Annotated in this window: 17 protein-coding genes; 7 read left to right on the forward strand and 10 right to left on the reverse strand. The window is 65.7% G+C overall.

The annotated features are described in order from the left end of the window. Nucleotides 1-3,021: Ig-like domain-containing protein (locus G154_RS00345; protein WP_036478604.1), on the reverse strand; the 3,021-nt coding region annotated here is incomplete at its 3' end. Between the two features lie 597 nt (nucleotides 3,022-3,618). Continuing rightward, entirely contained in the window at nucleotides 3,619-4,218 is a 600-nt protein-coding gene (locus G154_RS00350) for a riboflavin synthase (RefSeq protein ID WP_023985712.1), read from the reverse strand. A 65-nt stretch (nucleotides 4,219-4,283) separates the two neighbouring features. Here G154_RS00350 and G154_RS00355 point away from each other — a divergent pair, with 65 nt between their 5' ends. From G154_RS00355 to G154_RS00380, 6 genes are all read left to right on the forward strand, one after another. Then, nucleotides 4,284-4,991, forward strand: a complete 708-nt coding sequence (locus G154_RS00355; RefSeq protein ID WP_023985711.1) for an LppX_LprAFG lipoprotein — start codon at nucleotides 4,284-4,286, stop codon at nucleotides 4,989-4,991. Beyond that, a complete protein-coding gene (locus G154_RS00360) occupies nucleotides 4,991-6,583 on the forward strand; it encodes an MFS transporter (RefSeq protein ID WP_019514116.1) in 1,593 nt (530 codons plus the stop codon). The genes G154_RS00355 and G154_RS00360 overlap by 1 nt, the downstream gene beginning before the upstream one ends. A 93-nt stretch (nucleotides 6,584-6,676) precedes the next feature. After that, a complete protein-coding gene (locus G154_RS00365; protein ID WP_131701363.1) occupies nucleotides 6,677-7,945 on the forward strand; it encodes a hypothetical protein in 1,269 nt (422 codons plus the stop codon). A gap of 101 nt (nucleotides 7,946-8,046) precedes the next feature. Beyond that, nucleotides 8,047-8,973: a glycosyltransferase family 2 protein gene (locus G154_RS00370; protein ID WP_110807415.1), complete on the forward strand. Its 927-nt coding sequence runs from the start codon at nucleotides 8,047-8,049 to the stop codon at nucleotides 8,971-8,973. Between the two features lie 71 nt (nucleotides 8,974-9,044). After that, the gene (locus G154_RS00375; protein WP_234713178.1) at nucleotides 9,045-9,791 is read left to right on the forward strand and encodes a glycoside hydrolase family 16 protein; all 747 of its coding nucleotides are present in this window, start codon (nucleotides 9,045-9,047) and stop codon (nucleotides 9,789-9,791) included. Then, nucleotides 9,788-11,056 (forward strand): glycosyltransferase family 2 protein, encoded by a 1,269-nt coding sequence (locus G154_RS00380; RefSeq protein ID WP_023985709.1) that lies wholly within the window; start codon nucleotides 9,788-9,790, stop codon nucleotides 11,054-11,056. Before G154_RS00375 ends, G154_RS00380 begins: the two co-directional genes overlap by 4 nt. A gap of 10 nt (nucleotides 11,057-11,066) precedes the next feature. Here G154_RS00380 and G154_RS00385 read toward each other — a convergent pair whose 3' ends face one another. Then, nucleotides 11,067-13,175 (reverse strand): hypothetical protein, encoded by a 2,109-nt coding sequence (locus G154_RS00385; protein ID WP_234713175.1) that lies wholly within the window; start codon nucleotides 13,173-13,175, stop codon nucleotides 11,067-11,069. 79 nt (nucleotides 13,176-13,254) lie between these two features. Next, a complete protein-coding gene (locus tag G154_RS00390; RefSeq protein WP_019514109.1) occupies nucleotides 13,255-13,944 on the reverse strand; it encodes a DUF998 domain-containing protein in 690 nt (229 codons plus the stop codon). 212 nt (nucleotides 13,945-14,156) lie between these two features. On the opposite strand from G154_RS00390, the gene G154_RS00395 reads away from it, so the two are divergent. Then, nucleotides 14,157-18,029, forward strand: a complete 3,873-nt coding sequence (locus G154_RS00395; RefSeq protein ID WP_019514108.1) for an AMP-binding protein — start codon at nucleotides 14,157-14,159, stop codon at nucleotides 18,027-18,029. A gap of 72 nt (nucleotides 18,030-18,101) precedes the next feature. Here the strand turns inward: G154_RS00395 and G154_RS00400 are convergent, their stop codons facing one another. The 6 genes from G154_RS00400 to G154_RS26680 all read right to left on the reverse strand — a co-directional run bounded on the left by G154_RS00400 (nucleotide 18,102) and on the right by G154_RS26680 (nucleotide 24,062). Continuing rightward, nucleotides 18,102-19,634: a hypothetical protein gene (locus tag G154_RS00400; RefSeq protein ID WP_019514107.1), complete on the reverse strand. Its 1,533-nt coding sequence runs from the start codon at nucleotides 19,632-19,634 to the stop codon at nucleotides 18,102-18,104. Between the two features lie 315 nt (nucleotides 19,635-19,949). Beyond that, complete coding sequence (locus G154_RS00405; RefSeq protein WP_081649890.1) at nucleotides 19,950-20,771, reverse strand: FkbM family methyltransferase; 822 nt, start codon at nucleotides 20,769-20,771, stop codon at nucleotides 19,950-19,952. After that, nucleotides 20,768-21,610, reverse strand: a complete 843-nt coding sequence (locus G154_RS00410; RefSeq protein ID WP_081649892.1) for a glycosyltransferase family 2 protein — start codon at nucleotides 21,608-21,610, stop codon at nucleotides 20,768-20,770. The genes G154_RS00405 and G154_RS00410 overlap by 4 nt, the downstream gene beginning before the upstream one ends. Before the next feature lie 261 nt (nucleotides 21,611-21,871). Next, entirely contained in the window at nucleotides 21,872-22,855 is a 984-nt protein-coding gene (locus G154_RS00415; protein ID WP_019514104.1) for an endonuclease/exonuclease/phosphatase family protein, read from the reverse strand. Nucleotides 22,856-22,890: 35 nt separating this feature from the next. Next, nucleotides 22,891-23,754, reverse strand: coding sequence for a sugar phosphate isomerase/epimerase (locus tag G154_RS00420; RefSeq protein WP_031601468.1), 864 nt, complete (start codon nucleotides 23,752-23,754; stop codon nucleotides 22,891-22,893). A gap of 158 nt (nucleotides 23,755-23,912) precedes the next feature. Continuing rightward, nucleotides 23,913-24,062 carry a hypothetical protein gene (locus tag G154_RS26680; protein WP_023985707.1) on the reverse strand — a complete coding sequence of 50 codons (150 nt, stop codon included), beginning with the start codon at nucleotides 24,060-24,062 and terminating at the stop codon, nucleotides 23,913-23,915. Nucleotides 24,063-24,095 lie beyond the last annotated feature (33 nt).

Raw genomic sequence — 24,095 nt, forward strand, 5'->3', positions numbered from 1 at the left:
TGCCGTATAGGTGTACGTACCATCGGCATTGACCGTCACGGTGCCCTTGCTCGGACCATTGCCCAGGCTGTAGGTCATCAGGCCCTGCTCACCGGCAGACAGCCCCAACCCACCTGTCACCGTGCCATTACTGCCCGCCTTGGTCACCGGGATGTTCAGGTTGTGGGTGTTGACCGTGATCAGCGTGCTGGCCTCACCGCCCTTGCCATCGGTGACATAGATCGTGAAGGTGGACAACGCGATGGCGCCGAACACCGGATCTCCGCTGTCGAGGCCCGGGATGTAATGCCAGTTGCCGTTCTGGTCGACGGTCACGATCGCACCGTTGGACAGCACCTTCGTCGAGCTGCCACCGGGGCCGTCGACGCTGTAGTGCAGGGTGTCGCCGTTCTCGTCCGAGGCATTCACGGTGCCCGAGGCGATGCCGGAGCCGCCGATCACGGTGTCGCCGCCGATCAGCGGGGCGGTGGGCGCGACATTGGGCTTGGGGACCACCGTCACGGTCGCCACCGTGATCGATTGGCCGTCGACGGTGCCCACGATGGTGAACGTGTCGGACTCGTTCCAGCCCGCCGTGGTGGCCGTATAGGTGTACGTGCCATCGGCATTGACCGTGACCGTGCCCTTGCTCGGGCCGCTGCCCACGCTGTAGGTCAGCAGGCCGGTGTTGGCGTTGTTGCTGATCTGCAGCCCGCCCTTGACCACACCGTCGACGTTGGACGTGACCACCGGATCGATGTCCAGGTCGGCGGACAGCGTGACCGTGGTGGTCGTGGTGCCGCCGCGACCGTCGGAGACATGCACCTCGAACGAATCGAGGGTGAGGCCGCCGAGCAGACCGGCCGGCTTCGGGATGAACGTGAAGGTGCCGTCGGTGTTGATCAGCACGATGCCGCCATTGGCGCTGTGCCCGGAGGAGGCACCGTTGGCGAGCGTGAAAGTCAGGTCGTCACCGTCGAAGTCGGTGGCGGCGACGGTGCCGCGGACGACACCGTCGGAGTCCGGCAGCGCGACGGTGATGCCACCGATCGGGTTGGAATTGATGCGATTGATGGTCACCGTGACCGACACCTCGACGACACCGCCGTGCGCATCGTTGAGAGTGACGGTGAAGGTGTCGGTGCCGCCCTGCGACCGCGCCGCAAGGGTCGGGGTGTACATGTAGCCGAACGGCGTCACCACGACGACGCCGCCGCGCGGGGTCACCACGTCGCCGGTCACGATGACGAGGTCGTCGTCGTCATCCTTGACCTCGAAGGAGCCGGTGATGATGCCGGTGATCGGCTCGGTGGTGGCGGTGCCGACGGTGATCGTCGGCGGGGTGTTGGCGCTGACGATGTCGACGCTGACGACGGTCGGCAGCAGGGTGATGCCGCCGCGGCCGTCATTGGCCCAGATGGAGATCAGATCGCTCTTCACGCCGAGCAGTGCCGCGGCACCGTGGCGGGCGGCATCGGTCGGGGTGTAGGTGAACGTGCCGTCCTCGTTGCGAACGACGCTGCCCCACAAGGCGGAAGCCGTGTAGGTCAGCGGATCGCCGTCGGCGTCGGTGGCCTCCGCGGTGATGGTCACCTTGCCGGTGACGGGGTCGTAGCCGGTCACCTGTGCGTGTCCGCCCGAACCGAAGTACGGCAGGTTGTTGATGCCCAGGCCCGGATACCGGAAGGTCACCGTGTAGTAGGCATCGTTGCCGTCCGGGGTCAACGGATGGTCGAGGAAGCCCAGGCTGTCGTTGACCCGGACGGTGAACGTGACATCGGTGCCGTTGTTGAGGTCATCGAGCGAGCTGGGCACGAAGCTGAAGGTGCCGTCCGGGCTCATGGTGATGAGGCCGTTGCTCGGCTGTCCACTCAGGTCCACCGAGTAGACCAGCGGGTCGCCGTTGGGGTCGATGCTCTTGAGCTTCCAGGTCAACGGAAGCGGGCCGGCCGACACGGTCGGCTCACCCGGCAGCTGGTTTGTCGCCAGTCGCTCGTAGCGGCTGTAGGCCGCCGTCACCAGGACCAGTGCACCGAAGGTGAACGGGGTCGGCTCGCCGTTCCAATAGGTGCCCTGCAACCCGGCGAACAGCGTCATCACCCAACCGGCAGCGACCTGGGTCGGGTTGAGGATCGGATCGGCGGCATACGGCGGGAAGATGGCGTCGACGAACCCCGCCAGCGCATTGACGATTCCCATGAACGGTTCGAAGGCCGGGATGACCGGGGGCTTGGGGACGATGTCGATATCGAACAGCGCCGACGCCAGTGCCGGGGGTGTGGGCGTCGGATCCGAGCCGGCCAGCGATGCGTACTGAGCCGAGTGCCCGACCTCGGGCACGACGACCGGGGCGACGACCGGGGCATTGTCCGAGGGACTGTCGACGGTTCCGGGAGGCACCTCGGCGCCCTCGCCTCCGGGCACGGTGACCGGCGGTTGGGCTGCCGGTTCGGTCGTGGCGACGTCACCGCCGGTGGTGCCGGGTTGTTCGGTCGTGGTCGTCCCGGTGCCGGCCTCTCCCGTGATGGCGGTGCCGGTGCCCTCCCCGGTGGGCTGCTCCTCGACGATCGGGGTCGTACCCGCGCCGGCACCACCGCCTTCGGCACCGCTACCGTCGGTGCCCTCGAGGACCGTGCTGCCGACAGGCTCTTCGTCCTTGAGGCCTTCGTTCTTGACGCCGTCGTCCTTCAGTCCTTCGTTCTTCAGGCCGTCGTTGTCTTTCAGGCCGTCGTCGTCTTTGAGTTCATCGCGTTCTTTGAGGCCACCGGTCCGGGTACCGGACCCGCGGTCGTCGGAGTCATTCTCGGAAGTTCCGAGGCCACCGGTCTTGACGGTGCCCGAGCCACCGGCCCCGTTGGACGCGCCGCTGTTGCCACTGGCCTTGTGGTCGGAATCCGAGGCCGGTCCGGTCGACGGCCCGTCGGTCGTGTCCGCGGCGGCGACGGCAGGCGCGGCAGTGACCGCGAGACCGAGGAATGCCGCCACGGCGAACTCGCCGGCGCGCATCCGCTTCTTCGACGAATTCTTCCGATGGGTTGCCATAGTGCTCCTCGACATCGACCGCTGTGACGGGCCTTCGGCCAACCGCAAGGAGAAACCGAAGGGTATTGACTGCGGCGTAAGTTAACACGCTGGTCAATAACTGAAAGGCAACTTCGGCGGAAGTTTTGCCCGGGATTTCGTCGCCTGTCGGCACTACAGCGGACGCAATCGATCAGTCCGGGAGGCAAATTTCACGATCGGAAAGGTGCTGGTGGGCGCGCCAGCAACAAAGCCACAGCCAACCCACAGCCCATGCGGCGGAACCGTTGCGTACCAGCCGCGTCCGAACGGGCCGGAGAAGTACTGCCGGAACACCCCGAATCAGGCGCCCACGCTGGACTTTCGACATGCCGATACGCGCTGTCAAGTGACTCGACACGGCGGTCGAGGATTACGCGCATAGGTAAACACTTATTCACTTTTAACTACGCGGCAATCACGTGTCAGGAACGGTCACAATCGTGCGCGGCGACACCGCCGGAACCGTCGACCATCGAGAAAAATATTTCGCTTCCGGACCGGATCGCGACGTTCCGCCGGATGTTGTGGAGCTGACCTCGCGACGTTGCTGATTCCGCGTAGAGCGAAGCAAAAGCGTCAGCGCCCGCGTTCTCCCAGTAGCCGCTCGACGTACTTCGCAATCACATCAACCTCAAGATTCACAGGGGTGCCGACATCCGCGGAGCCGAGGGTGGTCAGACCCAGCGTCGTCGGAATCAGCGAAACCTCGAACCAATCCGGCCCCAACCCGGACACCGTCAGCGAGATGCCGTCGACCGTGATGGAACCCTTTTCCACGACATAGCGAGACAACGACGCCGGCAGCGACATCCGCACGACTTCCCAGTTCTCCGACGGCGACCGCGAGACCACCGTCCCGGTGCCATCGACATGTCCCTGGACTATGTGTCCTCCGAGTCTGCTGTTGACCGCGGCCGCCCGCTCCAGGTTGACCCGGCTGCCGACGCCGACGGCGGCCAGGCTCGACCTGTTCAGTGTCTCGGCCATCACATCGGCGGTGAAAGCACCGTCCGGGCGAACTTCGACCACCGTCAGACATACGCCGTTCACCGCGATGGAATCACCATGACCTGCATCGGAGGTGACCACCGGCCCCCGAATCACAAAGCGGGCGGCATCGGGCAAATCTTCCTTGCCGACCACTTCTCCGAGTTCTTCCACGATTCCGGTGAACATGCCCACAGGTTAGTGCGCTCCATGTATCGGACGTCCATCCAGAGCGCTCCACTACGATGCAGAACATGCAGACGCGCCCCCGTGCAGTCCGAATCCTTCTTCCCGTTCTCGCCGCGATCATGGCCCTCGCGTTCGTCGGCTGCTCGTCGAAGACCAACGACGCCCCACTCCCCGACGCCGCGACCTTGTTGACCGAGTCGGCGGCCACCACACGCGCCCAACAGAGCGTCCACCTCGAACTCGCCGTGGGCGGTGAGATCAAGGAACTGCCCATTGCCCACCTCAGCGGTGACCTGACCAATGCGCCCGCAGTCGCCGCGCAGGGCAGCGCCGATCTCATCTTCCTCGGCCAGAAGCTCACCGACGTCGGCTTCGTCGTCGTCGACGGCGATCTCTACGGTGCGATCACCAAGGGCGGCAACATGCAGAACTTCGGTCCTGCCGCCGATATCTATGACATCTCCGCGATCCTGAACCCCGACAACGGACTGGCCAACGTGCTGACGAGCTTCACCGACGCCAAGGCCGTCGGCCGCGAGGCCATCGGCGGCTCGGATGCGGTCAAGATCACCGGCACCGTCCCGCCCGAGGCGGTCAACAAGATCGCACCGCAGCTCAACGCGACCGCACCGGCCCCGGGCACCGCGTGGATTCGTGAGGACGGCGATCACCAGTTGGCTCAGGTGATGCTGGAGCCGTCCGCAGGCAACACCATCACGATGACCCTGTCGGATTGGGGTAAGCAGGTCACCGTCACGAAGCCCGCGACCTGATGTCGGCGGCCACCAGCCACCGAGCCGGGGGGCGCGCGGGTACCAACCGTCGCCTGGCGATAAGTGCGGGTGGCCTCGCGGTCACCCTCGGTGCGCTCGACACCTACGTCGTGATCACCATCATGACCGACATCATGCGCGACGTCGGCATACCGATAAACCAGATTCAGCAGGTCACGCCCATCGTGACGAGCTATCTGCTCGGCTATATCGCAGCGATGCCGCTGCTGGGCAAGGCCTCCGACCGGTTCGGCCGCAAGCTGATCCTGCAGGCCGGCCTGCTCGGCTTCATGGTCGGCTCGACGGTGACCGCGCTTGCCGGCGATCTGACGACCCTGGTCATCGGACGTACTCTGCTCGGTATCGCCAGTGGCGCGCTGCTGCCCGTGACCCTGGCGCTGGCGGCCGATCTGTGGTCCGACCGTGGCCGGGCGACCGTGCTCGGCGGTATCGGCGCGGCGCAGGAACTCGGCAGTGTGTTGGGTCCGCTGTACGGCATCGCCGTGGTGTGGGCGCTGAACACCTGGCGTGACATCTTCTGGATCAACATCCCCATGGCCGCAGTCGCGATGGTGATGATCCATTTCAGTGTTCCGGCCAGGGACAAGGATCAGCCACAGCAGAAGGTCGATGTCGTCGGCGGGGTACTGCTGGCGATCGCGCTCGGCGCGGCGGTCGTGGGCCTCTACAATCCGTCACCCGACGGCAAGAACCTGCTGCCGAGCTACGGCATGCCACTGCTGATCGTCGCCGTAGTGACCATCATCGGATTCTTCGTCTGGGAGAAGCGGGCCACCACGCGCCTCATGGAACCTGCGGGCGTGAAGTTCCGGCCGTTCCTTGCCGCTCTGGGGGCATCACTGTGCGCCGGCGCCGCTCTGATGGTGACGCTGGTGAATGTGGAGCTGTTCGGCCAGGGCGTGCTCGGCATGGACAAGAACGAAGCAGTCGTCCTGCTGCTGCGCTTCCTCATCGCGCTGCCGATCGGCGCGCTGCTCGGTGGATGGCTGGCCACCCGGATAGGTGACCGGCCGATCGCGGTGACCGGCCTGATCATCGCGGCCTTCGGGTACTGGCTGATCTCGCACTGGACCGTCGATGTGCTGTCGGCTCGTCACGATCTGGGTCTGTTCACGCTGCCCGCCTTCGATACCGACCTCGCCCTTGCCGGCTTCGGCCTCGGCCTGGTGATCGGTCCGCTGACGTCGGCGGCCCTGCGCGTCGTTCCGTCAGCCGAACACGGAATCGCCTCGGCCGCGGTGGTCGTCTCTCGGATGATCGGCATGCTCATCGGCATGGCGGCCCTATCGGCATGGGGCCTGTACCGCTTCAACCAGATCCTGGCATCGCTGCCGGTGGTCAACACCACCAACATGATGGACGCCGGTAGGCAACTCATGGAGAACACCCGGACCGCGTACACCATGCAGTACGGCGAGATCTTCGCCATCACCGCAGTCGTATGTCTGGTGGGTGCCCTGGCCGCGGTCTTCATCAGCAGCCGCGGCGAGGTCGTCGAGCCCGACCATGATGGCAGCGATATCGCGAAAACGGCTGGCAACGCCACATTTCCGGCATCTCCGCAGTCCTGACCGCTGAGCCCACCCGCCGCACACACTGTGACCGACTGGGTCACAAAAGGTAGACCCAACATCGGCGACCGACATTGCTAAGGTCGCTGCGTCATGTCTTATCTTGTTGCCGATCGAAGCGTGGCGCAGACGCCGCGCGTGCCGGTGGCGACGCTGGACGCGGCGCACAGCAGGCGTCGCTCGACCATCGTGGTCGGGCCGCTGGCGCTTCCCGCACCGGATCTACTCGCCGCACGACTCGATGCCATGACAGCGGCGGGACCGGTCGCCCGGCTCTGCCTGGTCCCGTCGCCGGCGAGTACCCGTTGGGGTCACGTCGATCCGGCCGATGCACCGCGACTGCACTCGATCGCGACGCCATCGGGCTCCGCAGACCCGGCAGAACTGCTGCACACCGTCCGCACCCTGGACGATCGCGCCGTCACGGTGGCCGCCGCCGGTCAGTGGTTGGCCATCGATTTCAGTCACGGACTCGGTGAGATACCGCTCATCCACACATTGCTCGACGTACTGTTCGGGCTCACCGATCCGGGTGATGCGGCAACCTGGCACCGCTATGCACGCACACCGCACCCGTTGCGCAGCGCAGCCATGAAGACGTTCGCCCTGCATCCGGTGCGCGTCGCCAAACTCCTGGCGGCAGACCGCCTGCGGCCGGTGAAGGCCGGGACCGCAAGGAGAACCGACCCCGGTCGCGATCCGGGGTCGGCCTACTCTCCCACCACCCGCGTGCTGGGACTGACCGCCGCGCAGCTCGGCGAGATGCGTGCGCGCCGCGATGCCGCACTGCCCGGTGTCAGCATGGTTGCGCTGTTCACCTACGCATTGCACCAGGCGTTCGACCGGGCCGGAGTCAGCGTGACCGACACGGTGAAGATCCCTTTCGACGTCCGCCGCTACCTGCCCAGCGGCAAAGACACGCTCGGATCATTCTCGGCGGGGCTGGATTTCACACTCGACCGGGCCGGCGGCCCGGCCGCACTGCAACGTGCGATGACACGGGCCGCCAGAACGGGCCGCCCGGTGGCGAATCTGTTGGTGGGTACGGCGAAAGCGCGCCGATACAAGGATCGAGACGTCATCGGCTCCCCCACCGTTGCACCGCCACCTCAACTGCTGCACTCCAATCTCGGCTGGGCGCAACGCAACGGTGCATGGCCGTTCACCGATCGGCGTCGCGCCTGCATGCTGGTCGCCAGTGATCCGGCAACCCCACGAGGCCTCACCGTCACATCGGTCGGTGTGGCCGAAAACCTGTGGTTCACTGTGGAATTCCACCGCTCGGCGCACGATCCGGACGCGGTCGCCGAGGCGCTGATCCTCCTTCCCCAGACCGTAGCCGACCTGACGGGCGCCGACTGAGATAGTCTGGCCTGAAACCATATTCACCACACTGCCGTGCCCCGTCGCGTTTCCCTGGAGTCGATGCCGTGCCGCCCGTACCAGCGCACGATGGTCTTGCCGTGTCCACGGTAGGCCTGTCGGTCGTCATCTGCTGCTATACCGCTGCTCGGCGCACCCAGGTGCTGCGGGGTATACAAGCCACACTCGACCAGATCGATGCTCGAGATGAGATCATCGTGGTGGTCGACCACAACGACGATCTGCTGGCCGACCTGCAGAGCACGCTGCCCGAACAGATCACCCTGATTGCCAACAGCTTTGAGCACGGGTTGTCCGGTGCGCGCAATACCGGCGTCGCCCGGTCCAGCGGCGAGGTCGTGGTCTTCGTCGACGACGACGCCGTGCTGGCGACCGGGGCGCTCGACCACGCGCGTGCCGCATTCGAGGATCGGAGCGTGGTCGCCATCGGCGGCGCGGTGCGGGCCGAGTGGGCTTGCGGATCAGCCCCCCGCTGGTTCCCCGACGAGTTCGGCTGGGTGGTCGGTTGCGACTACCGTGGACTTCCGGCCTGCGGCGAACAGATCCGTAACCCCATCGGCGCGGCGATGGCGGCACGACGGACGGCACTGGTCGAGATCGAGGGCTTCTCAACAGAACTCGGTCGAGTCGGCGATCTGCTCGCAGGTTGTGAGGAAACATTGATGGGTGTCCAGCTGCACGCCAGATTCCCCGGCCACCGCATCATCCGACACACCGGCTTCCTTGTCGATCATCACGTTCCGGCCGAGCGGGCCACCTTGGGGTACTTCACCCGCCGGTGCTACCAGGAGGGCAGATCCAAGGCCGTGCTGACCCGGATCTCCGGTCGACAAGCCGCCCTGTCCAGCGAGCGTAGTTACACCACCCGCATCCTGCCGTCCGGCGCCTGGCGGGCCCGCGGAAACCCCCGTCGTGTGCTCGCATTGGCCATCGGATTCGGCTACACCGCAGCGGGTTACGTGACAGGTCTGGCATTGAGTACACGATCCGCGAAGGCCGCAGCGTGAGACCGAGCCTATCGGCCCTCGGCAAGGGCTGCGCGCTGGTCGTCGTCGGCACGGTGGTAGGTGCCTGCGCTCTGCTGGGCACTGCCGACACGGCCGACGGTGCTCCGCGCATTCTGTTGAACTCCGAGTTCGACGGCCCCGCCGGCGCGCCGCCCGACGGGATCTGGCAGATCGCGACCGGCGGCGGCGGCTGGGGCAACAACGAGGCCCAGATCTACACCGACCATCCGGACAACATCGCGCTGGATGGCAATGGGCACCTGGCCCTGACCGCGCGTCGGGGCGCCGACGGACAGATCACCTCGGCACGGGTCGACACCAACGGCAGCTTCGCGTTCACCTTCGGCCGCGCCGAGGCACGGATCGCACTGCCCGCTGGCGCGGGGCTGCATCCCGCGTTCTGGCTGCTCGGGGCCAATCTCGACCAGGTCGGCTGGCCGGCCGCCGGTGAGATCGACGTCATCGAGACGCTCAACCAGGCCTCCGAATGGCATTCGGGCGTACATGCTCCGCAGAGCGGAACCGAACGCGGACAACAGATGTCGGCAACCGGTCCAGTACCCTTCCCGCTCGCCGGAGTATTCCGCACCTACTGGGTCGAACGCACACCTGGTCGTATCGTCACCGGCGTCGACGATACGACCCTGCTCACGGTCACGCCGTTGAACCTCGAAGAGGGTGCCACGTGGGTCTTCGACGCGCCGTTCCAGCTGTTACTCAACCTCGCCGTCGGTGGCGACTGGCCGGGCCCTGCCGATGAGTCGACACCATTCCCCACCACCATGCTCATCGACTGGGTAAGGGTCACCGAACTATGACTACCGCAGTGACAATCGGCCCCGTGATGGCACACGGCGGTGCGCCCGACGGCGCGCACGCGCGCTGGATCGGATGCCTCGATATCGACCGGGTGGGAGACCACAACGGTCGAGTCACCGTGAACATCACGCGATCGCACGGATATCGGCGGGCCCGGATCCTGTTGCGCGACCGGTCACAACCCATCGATTTCGTCGAGACCGATATCGTCGGCGACGCCGTCACCCTGGACCTTCCCGGGTCCACCCCGATGCTGGATGTGCCCGCAGCTGATCCAGCACCGCCGATATCGGTGGTGCTGTGCACCAGGGAACGGCCCGAGGATCTTGCCGGCGCCCTGGCATCACTGTCCGCCATCGACTATCCCGACTTCGAGATCATCGTGGTCGACAACGCGCCGGTGACGGATGCGACGGAACGGGTGGTCGCTGCGGCCGGGGATACCCGCATCCGACGCGTGCTGGAACCCATTGCCGGACTGTCCAACGCCCGCAACGCGGGTCTGCATGCTGCTCAGCATGACATCGTGGCGTTCACAGACGACGATGTCGTGGTCGACCCGTACTGGCTGCAGGGACTGGCTCGGGGCTTCGCCCGGTCCGCGGATGTCGCCTGCGTCTGCGGAATGGTTCCCAGTGGGGAACTCCGCACGGCGGCGCAGGTCTACTTCGACCAGCGGGTGTCCTGGGCCGGCACGTTGGCACCGCGGGCCTACTCGATGGCCGCACCGCCGCCGGACCTGCCACTGTTCCCCTTCCAGGTAGGCATTTACGGCACCGGAGCCAACTTCGCCATCAGACGCCGTGCGGCCTTCGAGATGGGCGGCTTCGACGAGGCGCTGGGTGCGGGCACCTCGACCAAGGGCGGCGAGGATATCGATATGTTCTTCCGGCTGGTGGCCGCCGGGCACACCCTGGTCAACGAACCGGCGGCCATCGTCTGGCACCGCCATCGCAGTGACAGCACTGCATTGCTGGCCCAGGCGCGCGGTTATGGTCTGGGCCTCGGCGCCTGGTTGACGAAGGTGTTCTGCGAACCGGCTCATCGCCGGCTGGCATTCTCCGTGGCGCGCAGACAGTTCGGGTCATCGGTGCGCGCCGGCGCAGGGTACGGCGCGATCATGATTCCGCCGGCGGACCTCGGCGACAGCATCCCTCGGGCGATCGGCCGGACGGAAGTCCTATCGGTTCTCGGCGGCCCGTTGGCGCTGTGGCGGGGCCGACGCCAGGGTCGCCGCCGTGATCCGATGCGCCGGGCCGGCTGAGCCGGTCCGGCTAGTCGGATGCCTTCTCCTGGTTGATACTCCGGAACACCAGGGTGGCACCGTCTTCGTAGAAGACCGTCCAGTTCGGCGACGCACGCAACGCGTCCTGCAGGATTTCGATGGCCTCCGGGCGGTAATCACCGTAGTAGCGCACCGCCTTGTTCGATTGTTCGCTGAACATCAGGTAGGCCATGTAAGCCTCGCGTGTCGCGTTGTCGTCCAAGGTGGCGATGTCGTCGTCGGCCGGGAAGTTCGCTTTCAGTTCCTGTAGCCGAGGATCGCGGCCATCCCACAGGTCGTAGGCGATCGACTCGTCGAAATAGGGGTTGAACAATGTCAGTTCGGCATAGTCCGCGTTGACCCGGGTGGGCATGCCGCTCGGCCGGATCATCACCAGCCGAGTGCGTGGATCGGCGCCCTCGGTGATCGAGTTCATCAGGTCGATCTGTGCGCGGGTCTCCACCACCATCGGCCACAGCGCCACATAACCGTGCAGGCCGGCCAAGGAGAGCCCGCTCAGGCAGAGTCCGGCGATCAGCCGACTCGCTGCCCCGCGCATGCCGACACGGCGGCGATCCACCGCACCGACCACGGCCGGTGCGATCAGGATCGCGCAACCCAGTATCGCGTAGAGGTAGACACGGAAGATCGCCTCGCCGCCGTAGTTCTGCCCGAGCAGCAGACCGAATGACGAGAACGCCACGATGCCCAGCGCCACCACCGGTTGCTTGCGCCGCCACCGCCACAATGCACAACCGAAGGCGGTGGCCACGACCACCAGTGACAAGGATCGGACCACGAGCGAGGTGAAATCCTTGGCAGGCATACCCGAACTCACGATATTGCTGGTGGCATTGCTCACCGGGCTGCTACCGGAGAACACCCCGTAGGGCAGCACCGCTTCGAGGTTGAGCAACAGGTAGCCGCCCACGATCGCGACCATCACCACCGAGATCCACCACGGTCGCGCGCGCCGCATCACACACAGCAGGCACACGACGGCGACAGCCCAGAACGGGGTCAGCTGGTGGGTGGGCACCGCGGCAGCGAACACGACGATTGCCAGGACGCCGGCCGATCGGCTGCGCGGTGAGGCCAGCAGTAGCACGATCATCCCGAAAGCCAACACCAACGACCATGCCTGTGGTGAGAAGTAGTCTTGACCAACCCAATTGACCACCTCGGCCAGAAACGCCGCGGTGAGGGCGGTGCGACGCGACTGCCCGATCACCCGCGCCGCGCAGTACACGGCAAGCGCGATCAGGACATGGATGATCGGCGCGAAGACATGGGCGATCGTGATCGGTTGCACACCGGTGACATCGCTGAACCAGGCGAACATGACGAAGAAGGCCGACCACTGGGCGTAGATATCGGTGCCGTCCGGCGCGATACGACCGTGCACGAGGATGTAGTCGACGACCGCCAGATGTTTGTAGGTCCAGTCGTAGAGCGGCACCTCGGTGGCCACGAATGTGGTCACACGGGAGACGATGATGGCTGCTGCGACGGCCACCGCCGCCGGGATCAGCCTTCGGTCGCGCACCGCGACCAGCAGCGCCGATGCGCACAGCACGATACACACCGCCAGCAGTGGCCCGGTGCCGGAGAACAGCAGCCCGTAGTAGCTCGCATCGACACCCGGCAGACCCGGTACGGCAATAACCCAGGTAAGGACCGCGGCAGCGCTGAGCACCAGCGAAAGGTGGGTGCGCACAACCGACCGGTGGGCCACCGTGGGGTTCGGGACCGTCCGCCAGCGCACGCCGGAGCCGGCGCAACCAGGATGGCGGTAGTACCAGTACCCGCTACTGACGCACACCGCGATGACCTCGGTCCACAAGATCTCGGGCGGATTCCAGCGGTAGGACCACATCGCCGCCATGGCCACCAGCGTGGTGATCGCGGCGCCGAGCACGGGAACCGTCGACAACAGCGCTCGCCGTGGAATCGGCACCCAGCTCAGCACAGCAGCGCCGGGACCTATCGCGATGAACACGAGCAGAGCGATCCCGCGCACCACATCGGGCAGGCCCGTCAGGGCGAGGACACCTGACACTGCGCCGGCCACCGCCAGATCGGCCATGCGCACCCGCAGCAATGGCACACGGCGCCTCACACCCGCCTCTGGTCCATCGGAACTCGAGGTCCCCGAACCAGCCTCCAGCGTGGCTGTCATCGACGAAATCCGTTGGCGATCATCGGGTGTACTCGGTTGGTTCGTGGATGCTGGCGGCCGGCGTCCTCGTCAATCCGACGGTGCCCACCGTGATGACGGTGACCAGGATTCCGTAGATGCACAACCGCTGCACCCCACCTGGTCCGACGATGTCCACACCACCGACATAGGCGAAGTACCCGACGAGACTGGCCAGCGACGCGAGCACGGCCACCAGGCGCCGCTCCCCCGTCATCCGGGTCGTCGAACTGGTCGCGATCAGAAACGCCCCCACCGACCCGAGGGTCATGAACACCATGATGGCGGTGAGATTGCCGGTGTAGCTGACGTTCTGCGTGATCGCACCGCTGACCGTCAGGCCGAGTCCCGCCGCCACGAGCAACAGCGCACCAGCCCGGTCGGACACCCGCTGGGCGAAGAGTCCGGCCGCAGTGAACACGACAGCCAAGCCGGCCACCACCAGGGCGATGTTCATCACCCGGTACAGCTCGCTGCACGGCCAGTTGCCCACCGGTCCACAGAAGGCCGTCCCGAGCGGGCCGAGCAGGTCCTCGTGATAGCCGTAGAAACCACGCCAGGACGCGGACACCACCCACTCGGCGGCGAAGAAGAGCAACGGCGCCAAGGACACCCATCCGGTGAACCGGGACAGAAAACTCGGACGCACTACCTCACCCTCCTCGGCCGCGGAGTCCTCGATTCGCCCCACGACGCCTCGCCGGTGACGAAAACACCGTCACGGCAATAGAGTTCGACTCAACTGCTGGAGACTAGCAACTACGCGTACGAAACTGGCCGCTACCTCTACCAGTATGATGAGCGTCACTACTTTGGGTAGGCTAACCAATTTGAAGACGACTCAGTATTGTCCTTCAGGTGGCGCTAACGCCTCATTCGACCTCCCGCTAGGAACTCCGCCACATGCCCACGATCGGCCGACCCGACACCCTGGAATCACGACAAAAGTCCTCGCCGGCAGCGGATCTGAGCGCCCCGACCCCATCTGTCGTCTCCGCGGCCCCGCGACGCGGCGGACTCAGCATCGACATCGCCGCGGTCATGACCTCCAGTGCGGCCACCGGCGTGCTGGGATTTGTGTTCTGGACCGTCGCCGCGCGCGGCTATGACACCGCCGAAGTCGGCCGCGCATCGGCCATCATCACCTCGGCGACGCTGATCGCCATTCTTGCCAATTTCAGCCTCGGCAGCCTGTACGAGCGCTTTCTCCCGCTCGCCGGCTACCGGACCAAGAGCATCGTCCGTCAAGGCATGATGTTCGTCGCCGCGACAGCTCTGGTGTTCGGCGCCGCCTTCACCGTCCTGGGACCGCGCGCCCAGTTGTTCCCGGATCCGGTTGACCTACTGTTCTTCCCATTGTTCGTGGTGATCCTGGCGATCTATGCGTTGCAGGACCAGATCCTGATCGGCCTGGGTCGGGCCCGTGCCATCGCCACCAAGAACATCAGTCAATCCATCGCCAAGCTGATCATCGTCGCGGCCATGATCCCGCTGGCGACGGGTTCGGCGATCGTCTGGTCATGGGTGCTGCCTGCGGCCGTCATCACCGGCGTCATCGCGATCGTCGTCATCCGCCGGGAGACGGGTGCCCGAACCGGAACGGCCGACCTGCCCGGCCGTCGCGAGTTGGTCAACTTCTTCGCCAGCTCCTACGCGATCAACGCCATCAACGTGATCGTGCCGCTGTTGGTACCGCTGATCGTGGTGGCACAGCTCGGCACCGAGATGAACGCGTACTTCTCGATGTGCTGGCTGGTGGTCAACACGCTGGGTGCGCTGATCGTGGCCACTGCGGCGCCATTCATCGCCACCGCATCCACCCCGGGCGCCGACGTGTGGGCGTGCACCAAGCGCTTTGTGCTGTTGTGCGGTGGATCGGCGGTCGCCGGCTGCGTGGTGCTGATGGCGGCCGCCCCGTTCATCCTGGGGATCCTCGGCCCACATTATGCGGCCAACGGCACCACGCTGATCAGAACGATGGCCCTGGTGTTGCCCGCGGTGGCATTGACGACCATCTACACCGCGCTGGCCCGGCTGCAGCGCAAGCTGCGGTTGGCCGTCATCTCCCAGGTGCTGCTCGGTGTGCTGGTGGTGGTCGGAGTCATCCTGACCACCCCCGAGTGGGGGATCGATGCGGTCGGATACACCTACGTCGCAGGCGAACTGCTCATCACACTCGTCGTTCTCGGACCGACGGTCGCATTGCTGCGCCGGGTGGCCGCGACCCCGAGCGGTCAGGCCCTCGACCGCCCGGTCCGCGCCATCCCCGTGAGGCCCGACCTGAGCTGTGTCGCGCCGATCGAGTTCGACTCGGTGAGTGAGCGATTCGCCGAGATTGCCGAACACAAGCGCGACAGCGTGGCAGTACGCACAGCGAATGCGGCCATCACCTATCGCGAGCTGAAAAGCGCCGCCGAGATGTGGACACACGCGTTGCGCCGGCGACACGATCCTGAGGCGCCAGTGGCCATGGTGGCTGATCTCAGTCCGCAGATCGCGGCGGTGGTTCTCGGCAGCTTCGCCGCCGGCGCACCGCTGGTGCCGTTGGATCCCGGCCTGCCCCCGGACCGGATCACCCATATTTTCGACGCCCTGCGGGAACACGGCCGCCACGTCGACACCGTCATCGTCGACGACTCGGGCCACGCACCGGCTCGGCAGATCGCCGACGGGTGCACCGTCTGGCCCGCACACACACCTCCGGAGCGAACACCCGATCCCGGGCCCCCTGCGACGCTTGGCCGGCAACGGGTCACCAGCATCCAGTTCACGTCGGGCTCCTCCGGCGAACCCAAGGCTGTGCTACACGTGCACGGAACCTGGTTGAGCGACTGGATTCTGCACCGCGACCGGTTCGGCATCATCGAGGACAGCCGCGTTGCGCTGTGTATGCCGGTCAGCTTCGCCGCCGGGATGAACGTCCTGATCGGTGCCCTGCTGTCGGGTGCTCAGGTCGTCGCGATCGACCCCCGCAACTGCACCCCGGAGTCGGCGATCGACCGACTCGCGGACGCGGATATCGTGATGTGCACGCCGTCGTTTCTGCAGTCGCTGACCGAGGCCGCCTCGGGTCGCACGCTGTCCGGTGTGCAGCGCATCGTGACCACGGGTGAGCCGGTGTACGGAAACGTCATACGACGCGCGCGGGAGCTCGCGCCGAATGCCGTAGTGACGAACTGGGCGGGATCCTCGGAGACACTGGGCATTGCGCATTTCGACATCTGGCCCGACGAGGACGTCCCCGCGGGCGTCATCCCGGCCGGCGTTGCAGTTCCGCACAAGGAACTCGGTATCGACGAACACGGCCGACTGACCGTCACCTCCCCCTATGTCGCCGCCGGATACCTCAGGGCAGACAGCGCGTCGACAACTTTCACGACCAATCCCGACGGCAGCCGCACATTCGTCACCAACGACCGGGCCAGGATCAACGACGACGGCACGCTCGTCGTGCTGGGGCGAATGGATGCCGCCGTCAAGATCCGTGGGTACCTGGTGGAGCCGGCCGAAGTGGAGGCCGCGCTGCTCGACTGCCCCGGGGTTCGCGAGGCGCTCGTCGTCGCCGACCAGCATTCCGGAACACCGGTGCTCACGGCCTACGTGGCCCCCGACCCAGAGCTGCGCAGTCCCGCGGTGGCCGATATCCGTGCCCAGTTACACACCAGGCTGCCGGCATGGATGGTGCCCACCAACGTGGTGATGCTGCAGGAGCTCCCCCGCAATGAGCGCGGCAAGGTCGACCGGCGGGCACTGCCGGCACCCACCCGCGGACCGATCACCGCACCCCAGGACGGCCTGGAGTCGGCCATCGCCACCGCCTGGGCCGAGGTGCTCAGGCTCGATCAGATCGGCCGGGACGAGAACTTCTATGCACTCGGCGGTGACTCGCTCAACGTCCAGCGCATGATCAGCCTCGTCGGAGGAGAGCACGACATCCGACTCACCGCGTCGGATCTGGCCGCGGCGCCGACCGTCGCGCAGTTCGCCGAGGTGGTGCGATCACGTCGGGCCGGCGAAGCGGTGTTGCGGGACAGGGGAATCCGACCCACCACCGTGGTGCTGCGCACCCCCGGCGAGCACACCCGATCGACGTTGTTCTGCTTCGCCGGTGCGGGCGCCTCGGCGCTGTCGTTCGTTCCACTGACCGACCGGCTGGGCGTCGACACCGCCGTGATCGCCTTTCAAGCGCAGGGTCTGGAAAATCGGGCCTTTCCGGACTGGACGATCGGGCGGGCCGCGCGGCGGCACCTGAGTGATCTGCTGTCCATGCAGCCGATGGGTCCGTACCGGTTGGCGGGCCACTCGCTCGGTGCATTCATCGCCATCGATGTGGCCAACCGGCTTCGGACGCTCGGCCACCAGGTGGAACTCGTCACCCTGCTGGACCCGTTCCTGCCCCCGCGGACCGTTCGCGCGGCGCGGCGGGAGCTACCCGGTGTCGGATCCACACTGCTGGAACAACCTCCGGCGGCGCCACGCGAACTCTGGCGGCAGCGACTGTGGTTGCCACTGGCCGGAATCCTCGACGGCACACCGGACGAGAAGGTGGCAGCGTTGCGTGAGGTGGGCGTGCGGGTCGGCCGGTTACACCGCCCCCGCCCCTACCCGGGCCGGACGCTGTTGATTCTCAGCAGCTTCAACCGCGACGACGAACGTGTGTGGCCGCAGCTGCTCACCGGGGAGTTGTCGGTACAGCGGATCAACTGCGACCACGATTCGGTGGTGCGAGAGCCGCACGTCGGACGGGTCGCCGAGATGATCCGCGCGCAGCGCTGACCTGGAGACGAGCACAAAAATACGGCCCCCTCGGGTGAGGGGGCCGTATTCTGTTCTGCGCTGGCCGAAGCCTCAGTCGCTGCTGGAGCTACCCGAGCTCGACGAGCTGCTGGATCCGGACGAGCTGCCGGCCGAGCTGCTGGAGGGCTTGCTGTCCGACGCCCCGGACTTCGCATCTGCCTTGTCAGCCTTGGCTGCCTTGCTGTCGGCCTTGTCAGCCTTATCGGCCTTGTCAGACTTGGCGTCCTTGTCGGCCTTGTCGGCCTTGGCATCCCTGATGTCAGCCTTGGCGTCCTTGTCAGCCTTATCGGCCTTATCAGACTTGCTGTCAGCCTTATCGGCCTTGGCGTCGGCCTTGTCCGCCTTGGCGTCGGTCGTGGCGTCTGCCTTCGCATCGGCCTTGCTGTCTGCCTCGGTATCGGCGTCCGCGCTCTCACCGGCGGCCGCATCGCCGGCGGTGGTCTCCTCAGAGACAGCCGGAGTGGTCGGATCGACCGCCGCGCCGGCATCGTCGGTGGCCGTCTCTTCCGCGGAACCGGCCTCTTCGGTCGGAACCGAGGTGCCCGGCTCGGCAGTCTCGCCACCGGTGGCCGATTCTTCGGTACCCGACGACACGGATTCGACGGGCGTTGCACCGGAGCCGGTCTCGACACTGAGCGTCACCGTGTCACCCTCGGCGGCCAGAGCGGTCGACGACACCTTGCTGAGCGTCTCAGCGCCGCTCTCCACGGCCGGCTGTCCGGTCAGCGCCTTGAGCGCATTGGCGATGAGCGATGGATACTGCACCAGGAACGAGTCGATCGGTCCGCCCGGCGTCAGCAAGCCGGGGAAGACATTCCAGTCCTCGGCGATGCTGGGGCTGTAACCGTTCAGGAAGGCGCCGAGCACCTTGATCGGCAGGTTGACCGTGTGGCTGATCGCCGTCACCACATCGCCGGCCTGTGCCGCGGCACGGATCTCGTCCAGGCTGTCGGTAAACCGGAAGATGGCGCTCACGAACGGAACCATGATGGCATGCGGGTAACCGGCCAGCGTGGTATCTCCCACCAGCAGCGCATCCAGGATGGCCGCGATGGCGGGAGCGCCGACATCATTGGCAACCTGGCCCGGCACCGCGAAGCTCGGGTACAGCGGCCAGCCCGCTGCGCCCAGACCGAAGATGAACCAGTCGTTGATATGAGCGAAGGCTTCGGTGAAGTTACCCGCCGCCAGTTCGCTGTTGGCCCGCTCCAGGACACCCGGCAGCAGCTCATTGTGCGCGGCCCAGCCGGCCTGCGACTGCTCCCACCCGGTCTGCAGGGTCGCCTGATGCTCGGCAAGCCGATCCTGCAACTGCTGCGCCACAGTCTCCGGACGGAACAGCAGCACCGACAACTCGCGCTGGAGCTCCTCGTTGCCGAGGATCGCCGACAGATTCGGCAGCAGGGTGGCCGAGATATCGGTACCACGGTTGTTCAGGTTCTCGAACGCCTTCGAGAACGTGGCACCGAGCACCGCGAAGGGATTCTCGAAGGCGACGAGCTCGACCGCGCGCTGTTGCGCGATCTCCAACGCCGGCAGGTTCTGCGCAACAGGCGTCACGGCGATGACCGACGCGCCCGTCATCGCGACGGATGCGATGAGCAGCCTCTTCTTCAGAGGCGTGGATGTCGATGGCGCAGACCAGAAGTCACGCCCCGAAGCCACGGGAACAGCGAGTGACACGGTTCTCCTAGATTGACTTGATTGATGATCGGTCAGATGTGACCGACGCGAATGTTATTGCAGCTCAACATCTCTTACAAGCCCTACCCCTCGGGGTACTACCATGCGCTGAGAGGCTTATCAGGAAGCGCCGCACCGCATGTGAGAACACCTAGGCGCACCACGGCTACTCTGCCGATGGCGCCAAAAACACTGCACTGCAAAGCATCAGAACAGTCAAAGGTGAACTTGTGTGTGACTGTGCGCCTCCAGCACCGCACAATCGAAGAGCATCAGCGTCTCGTCCCGGATAAGGGTGTCCATCTTCTTCCCTGCCACCGCGTCGTAGAGCGGTGCCAGGCCACCAGATCCGGGCAGCATCCAGTCATGTGGTTCGATCATGATGCAGGCGAACGAAGCGATGGCCTCCGGCGAGGCTTGGCACACTTCGGATTCGGCGCCCTCGATATCGAGTTTGACGATGAATGGCACTGCACCGGCAATGCCGTCGAGCAGCGCGTCCAGGGTCACCGACGGAGTGGCACCCCCGTCGGAGACCCGATTCGCCCACGATCCCTCGTCACCGGCGCTGAGATCGACCCCGTGGCCATGGCTCCACAACGCGGCGTGAACCGGCCTGATCCGCGGATGGTGCGTGCAGTTCCGCTCGATCAACCGCACGCAGGCGGGATCGGGTTCCACGGCCAGAATCACCGCGTCCGGGAAGTGTTCGGCCAGATACAGCGCGGAGTAGCCGACATTCGCGCCCGCATCGATGATCACCGGAACTCCTCCGGCGCGTGCGATCTCGGATGCCACCACATTCAGTCGCGTCACCCAGAACGGATGCGCGTCGTATTCGCGCGCGGTGAAAATCTGCGCCAGCACAAAGGGATCGCTGTCACACGGACGCACGGTCAGTCGGTGTGCGCCACACCGGACAGTCACGGGCCGTGACATGCCCACGGCCCGCCGCGCCACCAGGCTCACCGCAGCGGGCAGGCCGATACTCTGGCTCAACGCCAGCGTGTGACCCAGCTTCTCGCGCAACCTACTCATCGCGTGGAAGCAGCCGCTCGTGCCACCCCGGCACGGGTGGGACGGCGCCTGTGCTCCCGGCCGATCGTGCGCAGCACCCGCAACCCGTCGGTGACGGCATTGAGGTTGCTGCGTCCGTATATCCGCTTGCCTTCGAAGCTACTGACCTCTTCGATCGCGAGACCGTTGAGCGCGACTCGAACGTTGATGACGGTCTCGATCTCGAATCCGTCACCCCACTGCGCCTCGGTCACATCGGTTCGAGGCAGATCCAACACTTCCAGGTGAGTCCGCCAGAAGGCGTTGTAGCCGTAGCACAGGTCTGTGAAACTGGTGCCGAAAAGTCGATTCACCAGCCAGTTCAATCCCTTGTTGCCGAGCCTGCGCAGTTTGGTGATGTCATCGCTACCACCCGCCTCGGTGAAGCGACTGCCCTTGGCGAAGTCCGCGCCCGCGATCAGAGCGCCGACGAAGTCCGGGATCTCGGCGGGGTCGGTCGACCCGTCGGCATCGATCATCACCACGATGTCACCGGTGCTGACCTCGAACCCACAGGCCAGCGCGTTGCCCTTGCCGCCGCGACTCTGGTTGACGATCAAGGCCTCTGGCCACAGTTGCCGAGCGACGTCGACCGTGTTGTCCACGGAGTTGCCGTCGACCACCACGATCTGGTCCACCGCAGGCATCCGTTTCGCGACATATGGCAGGTTCCGCGCCTCGTTGCGAGTGGGGATGACCACGGTGACGGTGGGCCGAGCCGTCCCGCGGGCATCGTCGCCGATATCCGATACGCGCACACAGTCGTGATCATCGCGACGCTCCGCAAGTTTGCCGATCTCCACCTGTGGCCGCCTGGGCATCGATTTCATCATTTGCTCGACACCCGCTCCCTCCACCGTATCCGTCAAGGTGCTCTTTGCCTTTCGCATTCGGAAGACCCAGGCATGCAGAGTGCAGACATCGTGCACATGCGGGCCACCGCCAAGAAGTTTGATTGCGAGAACGACATTAGCGAGCACTCACATGAAATTGTCAGCTACCTCTTAGGTTATGACGCAGACCACACCGTACTGCTGATGCCAAATGTTCTGCACATCAACGAATCACAGCAGACGGCGGTATCAGGACGACGGAATCGTCTGGGCCACAGCCAGCGTGCTCAACACGCCCATGTGATCGGATCCCGGCAGCGCCAAGCGCTGAAACGACAGCGGCGTGAAACCGCGGGCCAGGATTCGGTCGATGGCCAGTACCGGCGGGATGAGGCGGCCGGCAGGAAACGTGGGAACCACGCCCGCGCCCACGTACTCGGCAGCATCCAGCAGCGGTGCGGTACCCGGACGGGATGAGTTGGCGATCAGTTCGCGGTACTGCTTGTGATCGTATGTTGAGTTGAAATCCGCCCCGACGAGAATCGGATGCTGTTCGTTCTCGAAGACCGGTCGCAGCCTCTTGAGCTCGAACACCCATTTCCAGGCCGGTTCCGGGTACGGCGGAAGTGGGTGCAGCGCATACACGGCGGTCGAGCCCGCACCCGGCATATCCGCTACTACCCGCACATTGTTCAACACGAATCCGTCGAGTTCGGCGCAGTCGCGCAACGGGTATCGCGAGTAGACCCCCGCCCCGCCGCCCCCGGCACGGGGTCGCTCGCACGCATACGGCAGCGCCTCGCGCAGGCCCGCGGCGACAAGGTTGGTCACGGCCTGGTCGGTCAATTCGATCACGGTCAGCAGATCGACGGCGCGCTCGGCCACCTCGTCACGCAGGGCCCTGGCATCCGCGCCGCCGAGTCGGATGTTGGCCTGCATCAACCGTATCTGCACACCCGATGTCCGCACATCCGCCGTCCCGCGGTACAGCGGTACCTGTGTTGCCACACCCGTCCCCAGCACGACCGCCGCCGCCAGCGCCATCCATCGCCTGCCGCCGACCACACAGGCGAGCAATGCCGCCACCGCGAGCAGCACGGCCACGGGTGTGAAAGAGGCCGCCCAGGCCACCAGCGTGCTGGTCAACCCGACGAAGTGTGCCCCCACCCCGATCGCCGCGATGAGGAGTAACAGCGCGCCACAGAGTGCGACCGCCCGGCGAAATGGTTGCACCGTTCTGCGATCCGCGATGTGTGCTCGACGATCCGTCAGGCGGACCGGTACAAGGGTGACCAACTACCGTCCGCGGCGAGCGCCAGCACATCCCGAGCGGACTTGGCCGCGAGCGCGGCACGCACCGTCGCCGGTGCGTCGCTGTGTAGCGGAGCCTCCACGCTCACCGGCACGTCGTCGGGTAGCGCCCGCAGCATGGACACCAGATCGATGCCACCGGCACCCGGCAACAGCCGCGCACAGCGGCCCTGATGGATGAGTTCGGTCATGGTCGCAGGCTGCTCGGCCGGTGCATCACAGATCTGGATGTACCGAATCCATTCGCGCGGCAGCGCTTCCAGTTCGCCAGGACCGGTCCCCGCCCGGTCGTAGTGGATGGCGTCGATCAACAATCCCGTGGGCACCGGGCACTGGGCCACGAGTGCGGCACCCTCGTGTACGTTGCGCACCGCGGTCCACGGCATCGGTTCCACGTTCGCCGTAATCCCGTATTCAGCTGCGAGCAAGGACAACTCGGCGAGATTGTCCGCAGTGCGCTGGTGATCTGGATCATACCCGGTCACCAGGACCTCACTGGCCCCGAGGAAGGCGCCGGTCTCCAGGATGCCCTCGAAATCGGATCGCACATCGGTATCGGGCACCAGTCGGACGACCTCGACATCGAGGAGTCGAAGACCCGAATCATCAAGGCGACGCCGGGTTTCCCTGATCAGTGCCGTCATGCCGATGGTCGGGCGCACCGGTTCCTGATCGGTGGCTGGAATGAGCCTGAGCCCGACCGCGTCGAAACCGGTCGCGGCGGCGCAGGTGACCAACTCGGCGGGGTCCAGTTCCAACACCGTCAGCGGCGCCAGCGAAAGAAGACGCCCCGTGTCCGATTCTCGATGCTGCGCCAACATCACCACCGCCCTCTCCCCTCCGACTCGAACGTTTCGAGCGGAAGTACCGTTACGCGAGTCATCATTGCGGATCGGGACAGAGATATGGGCGCTACCTTTTACGCCCCCGGCATTTCGGTCGGGGGTGCCTGCGCTACCGGATCGGTAGTTTCAGCAAATCAGCAGCGTTCCAGCCCGGGCCGCATGATCTTGGGCCCGTGACCGCACTGGGGGCGGTCGTTGCCCACCCGCAGCAGGTCCAGGAACAACGTCTTCACGGCGCGGGGATTCATCGGGCTGATGCTGAGCCAGTCCTGCAAAGCAGTCATGCTCACGTCCTTTACTAGTGCTCATCACGCGCA

Origin of the sequence: Mycobacterium sp. VKM Ac-1816D, assembly GCF_000416385.1 — a bacterium.
Classification (GTDB): Bacteria; Actinomycetota; Actinomycetes; order Mycobacteriales; family Mycobacteriaceae; genus Mycobacterium; species Mycobacterium neoaurum_A.

Excerpts from the sequence above, each read along its gene's own strand:
- G154_RS00350 (WP_023985712.1), bottom strand. The coding sequence starts at position 4,218 with ATGTTCACCGGAATCGTGGAAGAACTCGGAGAAGTGGTCGGCAAGGAA.
- G154_RS00355 (WP_023985711.1), top strand. The coding sequence starts at position 4,284 with ATGCAGACGCGCCCCCGTGCAGTCCGAATCCTTCTTCCCGTTCTCGCC.
- G154_RS00360 (WP_019514116.1), top strand. The coding sequence starts at position 4,991 with ATGTCGGCGGCCACCAGCCACCGAGCCGGGGGGCGCGCGGGTACCAAC.
- G154_RS00365 (WP_131701363.1), top strand. The coding sequence starts at position 6,677 with ATGTCTTATCTTGTTGCCGATCGAAGCGTGGCGCAGACGCCGCGCGTG.
- G154_RS00380 (WP_023985709.1), top strand. The coding sequence starts at position 9,788 with ATGACTACCGCAGTGACAATCGGCCCCGTGATGGCACACGGCGGTGCG.
- G154_RS00395 (WP_019514108.1), top strand. The coding sequence starts at position 14,157 with ATGCCCACGATCGGCCGACCCGACACCCTGGAATCACGACAAAAGTCC.
- G154_RS00400 (WP_019514107.1), bottom strand. The coding sequence starts at position 19,634 with ATGACGGGCGCGTCGGTCATCGCCGTGACGCCTGTTGCGCAGAACCTG.
- G154_RS00405 (WP_081649890.1), bottom strand. The coding sequence starts at position 20,771 with ATGAGTAGGTTGCGCGAGAAGCTGGGTCACACGCTGGCGTTGAGCCAG.
- G154_RS00410 (WP_081649892.1), bottom strand. The coding sequence starts at position 21,610 with ATGCCCAGGCGGCCACAGGTGGAGATCGGCAAACTTGCGGAGCGTCGC.
- G154_RS00420 (WP_031601468.1), bottom strand. The coding sequence starts at position 23,754 with ATGTTGGCGCAGCATCGAGAATCGGACACGGGGCGTCTTCTTTCGCTG.
- G154_RS26680 (WP_023985707.1), bottom strand. The coding sequence starts at position 24,062 with ATGACTGCTTTGCAGGACTGGCTCAGCATCAGCCCGATGAATCCCCGC.